Annotated in this window: 4 protein-coding genes; 2 read left to right on the forward strand and 2 right to left on the reverse strand. The window is 63.6% G+C overall.

The features are described 5' to 3' along the window. Positions 1 to 333 precede the first annotated feature (333 nt). Together ABE434_RS10285 and ABE434_RS10290 are read right to left on the reverse strand one after the other, a co-directional pair. A complete protein-coding gene (locus tag ABE434_RS10285; RefSeq protein WP_346478748.1) occupies positions 334 to 3,141 on the reverse strand; it encodes a TonB-dependent receptor in 2,808 nt (935 codons plus the stop codon). A gap of 389 nt (positions 3,142 to 3,530) precedes the next feature. Beyond that, complete coding sequence (locus ABE434_RS10290; RefSeq protein ID WP_346478749.1) at positions 3,531 to 6,512, reverse strand: TonB-dependent receptor; 2,982 nt, start codon at positions 6,510 to 6,512, stop codon at positions 3,531 to 3,533. 368 nt (positions 6,513 to 6,880) lie between these two features. Here ABE434_RS10290 and apbC point away from each other — a divergent pair, with 368 nt between their 5' ends. Together apbC and dcd are read left to right on the forward strand one after the other, a co-directional pair. Next, a complete protein-coding gene (gene apbC, locus ABE434_RS10295; protein ID WP_346478750.1) occupies positions 6,881 to 7,738 on the forward strand; it encodes an iron-sulfur cluster carrier protein ApbC in 858 nt (285 codons plus the stop codon). Positions 7,739 to 7,802: 64 nt separating this feature from the next. Then, complete coding sequence (dcd, locus tag ABE434_RS10300) at positions 7,803 to 8,375, forward strand: dCTP deaminase (protein WP_019182646.1); 573 nt, start codon at positions 7,803 to 7,805, stop codon at positions 8,373 to 8,375. The last annotated feature ends 91 nt before the right edge of the window (positions 8,376 to 8,466 follow it).

Here is an 8,466-nt window from a genome sequence, read left to right on the forward strand (position 1 = left end):
ACCGGTCCCAGGCCTGTGACCATCCTTGGCTGTTTCATTCTGCGTTCAGTTGAAACCGGTGTGCGGCGAACGTAACACACGCTTAACGTGAAATTCGCTGAATGGTCATCCTCGGACGGGGAGGAATATCGACCCGCTCTGAAATCGTTTGAAAAACAATCGCCTGGGCATGCATGAAATTTTATTCATGTTGCGCGGATGACCGAGTGCTGAATATGGCGATGTTTAACAAGTGAGATTAAAAGCCGATTCGCATTCCGAAACCCGGGGTCCGGACATGAAAAAAGCCCCGCCTTGCGGCGGGGCTCCAGGGTCCATCCCGGGACGTGGAACTTACTTCGCGCCGAATTCGTACTTGGCCTGCACATACACGGCACGGCCGTAGATGTTGTAGAAGTAATTGTTGTACGGCGTACCCGAAGTGCCCGGGTAGTTGCTCGCCTGGTTGTCGGGCATCTTGTTGAACACGTTGTTGACCATGACCGAGAAGGTCATGTTCTCCGCCGCGCGGTAGTTCACGCTCAGGTTGTAGGTGGTGTAGGAACCCCACTTGCCGGCCTTGGCGCCCGAGGAGTGCACGTAGTCATAGCCGTTGCCGGCGTAGGCCAGGTAGTTCGGGGTCTTGCCGACGTAGTTGAAGTACAGCGTGGTGGTCCACTTGTCCAGGGCCCAGGCGAGCGAGCCATCGGCGCGCACCTTGGCGTAGGAATCGTAGATCCACATGTTGTACGGATCGCGCAGCAGATCGAGGTACTCATCGCCCGGCTGCGGCTGCAGCTCGCGCTTGATCATGTTGGTGTAGTTGGTGGAGAACTGCAGCGCACCGAAACGACCCAGTTCCTGCACGTACTTGGCACTGGCGGTGATGGCCTGCAGGTTCTGGCTGGCCACGTTCATCTTCGGGGTGTAGATCTCGTCCAGCACGCCGGAGGCATCGCGGGTGATCCAGTCGTTGACGTTGTCGCAGCTGGCCGAGGTGTTGTTGACCTGGCCGTTGCGGCAGTAGTACTCGGCCAGCAGCAGCTGGTCCGAGCTCAGCGTGTCCACTTCGTTCTTGATCTTCCAGTTGTAGTAGTCGACCGAGAAGGACAGGTTGCTGAGCGGTGCCCAGACCACGCCGGCATTCCACACATCGGCGGTGATGGGCTCCAGGTCCGGGTTGCCGGCGCGCTGGCCGAACACCGAGACGCTGTCGTAGGCGCAGCCGGTGGTATCGGTCGGGGCGTAGCCCAGCTGGCCGCAGCGGTAGTAGTCGGTCGCACCGTTGGCGTAGTAGCCGCTCAGGCCCTGGAAGGCATCGGACAGGCTCGGCGCGCGGAACGCGGTGCCGTACTTGCCGCGGAACAGCAGGCTCTCGATCGGGCGGAACTCGACGCCGATGCTGTAGGTGGCCTTGTCGACCGTGCTGTCCCCGATCTTGAACGCGTCATAGCGGCCCGAGCCGGTGACGGTGAGCGAGTCGAGCAGCGGCAGGCGCAGCTCGGAGGTCAGTGCGTAGTTGCTGCGGTGACCCGCGCCGGCGACCGCGGTCGTGCCCCACACGCTGCCATCCATCAGGCGCTCGTCCGGGGTGTAGTCCCAGCCTTCGCTGCCGGCTTCGGCGACGACGGCGAAACCGGCATCACCGCCCGGCAGCGAGAACAGCGTGCCGTTGGTGATCTGGAAACGACCCAGGTTCTGCCAGGTGCGGCTCTGGCTCTCGGTGTAACCGGTGAAGGTGGCGAAGTCGCCGGCCGGGATCGGCGCGTAGAAGGCCTCCCAGTTCGGCGCGAACACGGCGTAACCGCTGCGGGTGCCGAGCTGCGGGCCCAGCACGTGTTCTTCGAAGTAGTTGTTGATGGGGTCGGCCCAGCGCACGAAGTTGCGCTCGGTCAGCTTGTACTCGCCTCGGGTGAAGCTGGCGCTGTAATCCCAGTTGCCGAGCGTGCCGCGGCCGCCCAGGGTGACCTGGTAGGCCTTGTTGCGGTCGGTGTTGAGGATGTCCTTGTAGCCGTTGGCGCTGATGTCTTCCGGCGCGAACGCGCGCTGCAGGTTCATCCACTGGCCACTGGTCTGATCCCAGAAGCGGCCGTAGCCCGACGCGGTGCCCCACCAGGTGTAGTTGGAACCGGTGGCGTACTTCACGTCCTCATAGCTGTAGAGCACATCGCCGAACAGCTGCAGGCTGTCGTTCGCGTCGAAGGTGAACGAGCTGTAGATCTGCGCGCTGTCCTTGCCGTTCTTGACCGTCTTGTAGCCCGGGCTGTAGATCGAGCCGCAGGACTGGCCGGCCGCACGCGTGCCGAGCACGGTGGTGCCACCGAACTGCCCGGCCACGTTGGCGCACAGGTTCGGGTCCATCATCAGGTAGGCGTTGCCGGCGGCCGGATTGACGACCAGGAAGTCGTTGGTCGGCACCTGCGCGGTGTAGCCGTTGCCGTTGGTGGTCCTGGTGACGTCGCGCTGGTAGCCCCAGATCGGATTGCTCGATTCGAACTGGGCATTGACCAGTACGTTGAGGCGATCATCGGCGCTGTTGAAGCCGGTGGCCCCGCTGACGCGGAAGGTGCTGCCACCGCCTTCGGTATAGGTGCCGCCGCGCACGTTCAGCACGCTGCCGTCCATCCGCTCCTTCAGGATGATGTTGACCACGCCGGCGATCGCATCCGAGCCGTACAGGGAGGACTGGCCGCCCGGCAGGATCTCGATGCGTTCGACGATGTCGATCGGGATGCCGCTGATGTTGTTGAACGTGTCGCCGCCGTTGTACAGGGCGGGGTAGGACAGCATCGGCCGGCCGTTGATGAGGTACTTGGTGTAGCTCGGGCTCAGGCCGAACATGCCGGCCGCTTCGGCACCCTGGGTGAACGAGGCGGAGGTCTGGCCGCCCTGGAGGCCGCCGGTGGTCAGCGAGGACTGCTGGAGCACATCGGCCACGCTGGTGAAGCCGCGTGTCTGGATGTCTTCGGCGGTGATGGTCACGACCGGGGTATGGGTTTCGATCTCGGTCTGCGGGATCAGCGAACCGGTGACGGTGACCTTGTCCAGGTTGGTGGTGCTGCTGTCCTGGGCGAAGGCGGTGACGGCGCTGGTCAGCAGCATGCCGGTCAGTACGGCGGCGGTCAGCGGGTGGCGCGAGAGAGTGGAGCGGTGGCGAGACATGGGCATCCCCGAGTGCAGTTTCGACGTGGGTGAGGCCATCCGTGGGGGCGGTGACATGCGATGTGAAGACTTCCTTGCTTCGTCATCGAACGTAACACAGCCTTAACGATGCTTACACGAAGCAGTCACATGACGATCAGGAATAAGAGCGGATTGTCAGCAAAAAACCCTTTCTAAACAATCGTGTACAGGAATGTATCAATTTGTAACGCCCGGCTTGCTGACTATGAAGTGAATTGTTACGGCTGAAAACGATTCCTGTTTGCGGTGTTTCCGGTGTTTCGTGTGACGTCGTACAGGCATGGGCGTTTCTCTTCCTGAACCGCCGGAGCCGGAAACGAACAAGCCCGGCATCAGCCGGGCTTGTTGGTGTTGCCGTTCTGGATGGATCAGAACTTGTAGGACGCGCCCATGTAGAAGTAGCGGCCGACGTTGTCGTACATCGAGTGCCCGACATCGGCACCGAAGTAGTTGCGCGGCGGATCCTTGTCGAAGGCGTTGTCGATGCCCAGGTACACGTCGATCTTGTCACCCGGGAACTGATAGCCCAGCTGGAAGTTGTGGTACGTGTACGAGCCATTGCGGATCGGGCTGGCCGAGCCGGGGTTGCTGGCATAGCTGCTCGGGGTCACGCGCAGGTTGCCGTCGACGTAGTTCAGGTCCCACGAAGCGCGCCACTGGCCCAGCGAGTACTTGCTCTGCAAGGTGGCGCGCCAGCGCGGATCGGTCACGTAGGTGACGTACTCGTTGTACTCGTCCGGGAATTCCTGGAAGGCCCATTCACGCGACTGGATCAGACGGCTGCCGACGAACCGGACCACGGCATCGCCGCCGGCCATGTTCCAGCGATAGTCCATCTCCACGTCCACGCCGATCCGGCGCGAGCGTGCCAGGTTCTCGTTCAGTGCGCTCCAGCGGACGATCGAGTACTCGGGGAAGAACCGGCCCTGTGCATCGGTGAAGCCGCCGACCGGTGCACGCACGACCTGGCCGCAGAACGAGTTGCCCACGCCGCCGGGGGAATCCACGCAGCGGCTGGCGTTGGTCTGCGCCGTGACCGCGCCGATGGCGTCTTCCAGGTTGATGTTCCAATAGTCCACCGACATGCCAAAGCCCGGCAGGAAATCAGGCTGCCACACGAAGCCGTAGGTGAAGCTGCGCGCACGTTCCGGCTTCAGATCCGGATTGCCGCCGCTGACGCCCGGGCGAGTAGCACTGTAGGTATCGATCCAGCCCACCGGCACGCCCAGCGCGGAGCAGTTGGCCTGGCGCAGTGCCGGGTCCTTCGCGGTCGACGGACGGTTGGTGTTGGTCACCAGGTAGTTGCAGGGATCGTTGATGGTGGCGAAGTTCTCGCTCTGCGGGTTGTACAGCTCGCCGATGCTCGGCGCGCGTACGGCCTGCGACAGCGTGCCGCGCACGCGCAGCGAGGGGATCACGGTCCAGTCCAGGCCCACCTTCCAGGTGGTGGTTTCGCCGATGCTGCTGTAGTCCGAGTAACGGCCTGCGGCATCCACGGTCAGCGAGTAGATGCCCGGGATGTCGGCCAGCAGCGGAACGCTGGTTTCGACGAAGACTTCCTTGACGTTGTACTGGCCCATCCGGTTCGGGATGGCGTTGAGGAAGGTCAGGCCCTGGGCGGCCAGCGGATCGGTGATCTCGCGGCTCTTCTCCTTGCGATACTCCACGCCGCCGGCGATGCCGACGTCACCCGCCGGCAGGCTGAACAGCGATGCATTCGCCACGGAGGCGCTGAACACCGATTGCTGGATGCGCGAGAAGTTGAACGAATCCACGTTCATCCAGTCCTGCGCGGCCTGCGTCACACCGCCATTGCCGAGCACGCTGAACGGTACGCAGCCTTCGCGCGCGAAGCCGGAGTACACGCGGCCGGTGTGCGGATTGACCGCGTTCGGGTTGAGCGTGGTACGGCAGGCGACATTGCCGGTGGCCGGGTCGATGACCGCGTCCAGGCCGGCCTGCCAGCGCTCATTGATACGGTTGTTGAGGTTCCAGCGCTTGACTTCGGTCTGGCCCCAGTTGCCGTAGGCGTCGTAGGTCCAGTTCTCGCTGAGGTTGCCCTCGATGCCGAACACGAAGCGCTGGGTGGTGCGCTCGACATGCTCGCCACGCTGGCCGGCGTCGACGTTGAAGCGGTTCAGCGTCAGCTGGGACACGCCGTTGGCCGCCATCAGAGCGCGCAGCTCCGGGGTGACGAAGGCATTGTCGCGCTGGACGCGGATGGTGGTATCGAACGACGGCTGGCCCAGGAAGTCGGACACCGTTTCGGTGTACTTGCCTTCGAAGTACAGGCGGTGATTGTCATTGAGGTCGAAGTTGACGACCGTATTGACGCTCTTGCGGTCAAAGCCCGGCTGCAGATCGGCGACCGAGTTCAGGTCGGCAAAGTCGCAGTTGACGCACGAGTTGTTGCTCACCATGACGCCGTCATAGCGCTGCTTGCGGAACGAGCCATCGGGATTGAACTGGTAGCGGTTGCCCCAGGTCGACTTGTCGCGGGAGTCGAACGCGCCCAGGGTGAAGGTGCCGCCGAAGGAGATCGAGTGGTTGCCGCCCGGGCCGCTCAGAACGGTCTGCGGATTGCTTTCGCTCGGTGCCTGGCTGGGGTCGTACGACGGATTCGGGACCGGGACGAGGAATTCATTGCCGATCGCGCGGTCGCTGCGACGGAAACGGTCCTGCTTGCTGTATTCCAGCGCGATGGCGGCGTTGCCGCGACCATCGGCGAAATCGGTGCCGGTGGAGAAGCTGACGAACGAACGGTTGAAGCCGCCTTCGTCGGCCATGCCGGTCTGGGCGCGCAGCTCTGCGCCGTCGAACGACTTCTTCATGATGAAGTTGACCACGCCGGCGACTGCGTCGGCGCCGTACACGGCGGATGCGCCGCCGGTGATGACTTCAACGCGTTCGATCCACTCGACCGGAATGGTGTTCACGTCAACCGAAGTGGAGCCGGAGGTGGCGCCGACGTGGCGGCGGCCATTGACCAGCACCAGGGTGCGCGAGGTGCCCATGCCACGCAGGTCCATCAGGCCAACGCCTGCGGTACCGATGAAGCGCGTGGAGTTGCCCAGCGTGTAGGTCGGGGACAGGGCGGGCAGGCGCGACATCAGGTCGCCGATATTGGTCGCGCCGGTGGCGCGGATCTCTTCGGCGGTGATGGCGGTGGTCGGCGAGGGGGTGACGAAGCCGGTACGCGCGATGCGCGAGCCGGTTACGGTGACTTTGTCGAGCTCGGTCGTGGCGCTGCCGGCTTCCTGTGCCATGACGGGTGCGACGCCGAAGGCCATCAGGCCGGCCATCAGCGCGGACGTGAGCGGATGGCGCAGAGGCGCAGAACGTTGATTCATCATTTGGATCCCCACTGGATAATGTGCATGTCTCTCTTCCCTGAGTCCGTTACGGCGACGTTCATGAGCATTCCGTGCTCTCACTCGAACGTAACACAACGTTAACGATATTCACATGATGTCGTCACGTGATATCCGTAATTGAGACATGTTGCCGCGCAACATCTCATTGATTACAGTCGGTTACCGAGCGTGGGCTGTGCGGAGTTTGCCCGTCTGAGCTTTGGCTGAATGTGCGTCGCCTTTGAAAATGCGTGAAATGCGACGTACGGCTTCACCAGCGGCCGCCGGCCCTGTGGCCCGGCAGGACCGGCTGTCCGGAGCTTGTATAGTGTTCTGTTCCCAGAGCCCCTTCCGGAGCCCCCGCAGTGAGTGCCAACCAACCCCGTCGTCCCCACGCCAGCCAAGTGCAGAAGGGCCTGTCGCCGCACCCGCGCGTCCGCAACGTGATCGCGGTGGGCTCGGGCAAGGGCGGGGTGGGCAAGTCCACCACCGCGGTCAACCTGGCGGTCGCGCTGGCCAGGCTCGGTGCGCGCGTGGGCCTGCTCGATGCCGACATCTATGGTCCCAGCGTGCCGGCGATGCTCGGCCTGAGCGGCCGCCCGGAAAGCCCGGACAACAAGTCGATCGAGCCGATGCGTGCGTTCGGGGTGGAGACCATGTCGATCGGTTACCTGATCGAGGACGAGACGCCGATGATCTGGCGCGGCCCGATGGCGACCTCGGCGATGACGCAGTTCTTCAACGACACGCTGTGGGACGATCTGGACTACCTGCTGATCGACCTGCCGCCGGGCACCGGTGACATCCAGCTGACCCTGACCCAGAAGATTCCGCTGGCCGGCGCGGTGATCGTCACCACGCCGCAGGATATCGCCACGCTGGATGCGAGGAAGGCGCTGAAGATGTTCGAGAAGGTCGAGGTGCCGGTGCTGGGCATCGTCGAGAACATGGCCGTGCATACCTGCAGCAACTGCGGGCAGGTCGAGCATCTGTTCGGCGAAGGTGGCGGCGAGCGCATGGCCGCCCAGTACGGCGTGCCGCTGCTGGGTTCGCTGCCGCTGGAGATCGGCATCCGCGAGCAGGGCGATGCCGGCACGCCGATCACCGCCGCCGCGCCGGAGTCCCTGGCCGCCCAGGCGTACGTGCGGGCCGCCGAGCGCCTGATCGAGGAAGTGGCCAAACGCCCGCGCGCCAGCATCCCGATCCTGTCTTCGCTGATCTGATTAGAATCGACACCCGGGCGCCCGTTGGCGGTGCCGTTGTCCCTTTACGCACCCAGGACCCCCCATGAGCATCAAGAGTGACCGCTGGATCCGTCAGATGGCCGAGCAGCACGGCATGATCGAGCCGTTCGAAGCCGGCCAGGTCAAGCAGGCCAACGGCCAGCGCATCGTCAGCTACGGCACCTCCAGCTACGGCTACGACGTGCGTTGCTCGCGCGAGTTCAAGGTGTTCACCAACATCAATTCCACGATCGTGGACCCGAAGCACTTCGATCCGGGCAGCTTCGTGGATATCGTCGGCGATGAGTGCATCATCCCGCCCAACAGCTTCGCGCTGGCGCGCACCGTGGAGTACTTCCGCATCCCGCGCGACACCCTGGTGGTCTGCCTGGGCAAGAGCACCTACGCGCGCTGCGGCATCATCGTCAACGTGACCCCGCTGGAGCCGGAGTGGGAAGGCCACGTCACCCTGGAATTCAGCAACACCACGCCGCTGCCGGCGCGCATCTATGCAAACGAAGGCGTGGCGCAGATGCTGTTCTTCCAGGCTGACAAGGACGATATCTGCGAGACCTCCTACAAGGATCGCGGCGGAAAGTACCAGGGCCAGACCGGCGTCACCCTGCCGCGTACCTGAGCCCACGTCCCCGGTAGTGCCGGCCGCTGGCCGGCAGCCGACCAGAAACACGTAGTACCGGCCGCTGGCCGGCAACGGGTGAAATAAAAAA

Origin of the sequence: Stenotrophomonas sp. TWI1183 (assembly GCF_039673115.1) — a bacterium.
Taxonomy (GTDB): domain Bacteria; phylum Pseudomonadota; class Gammaproteobacteria; order Xanthomonadales; family Xanthomonadaceae; genus Stenotrophomonas; species Stenotrophomonas maltophilia_AA.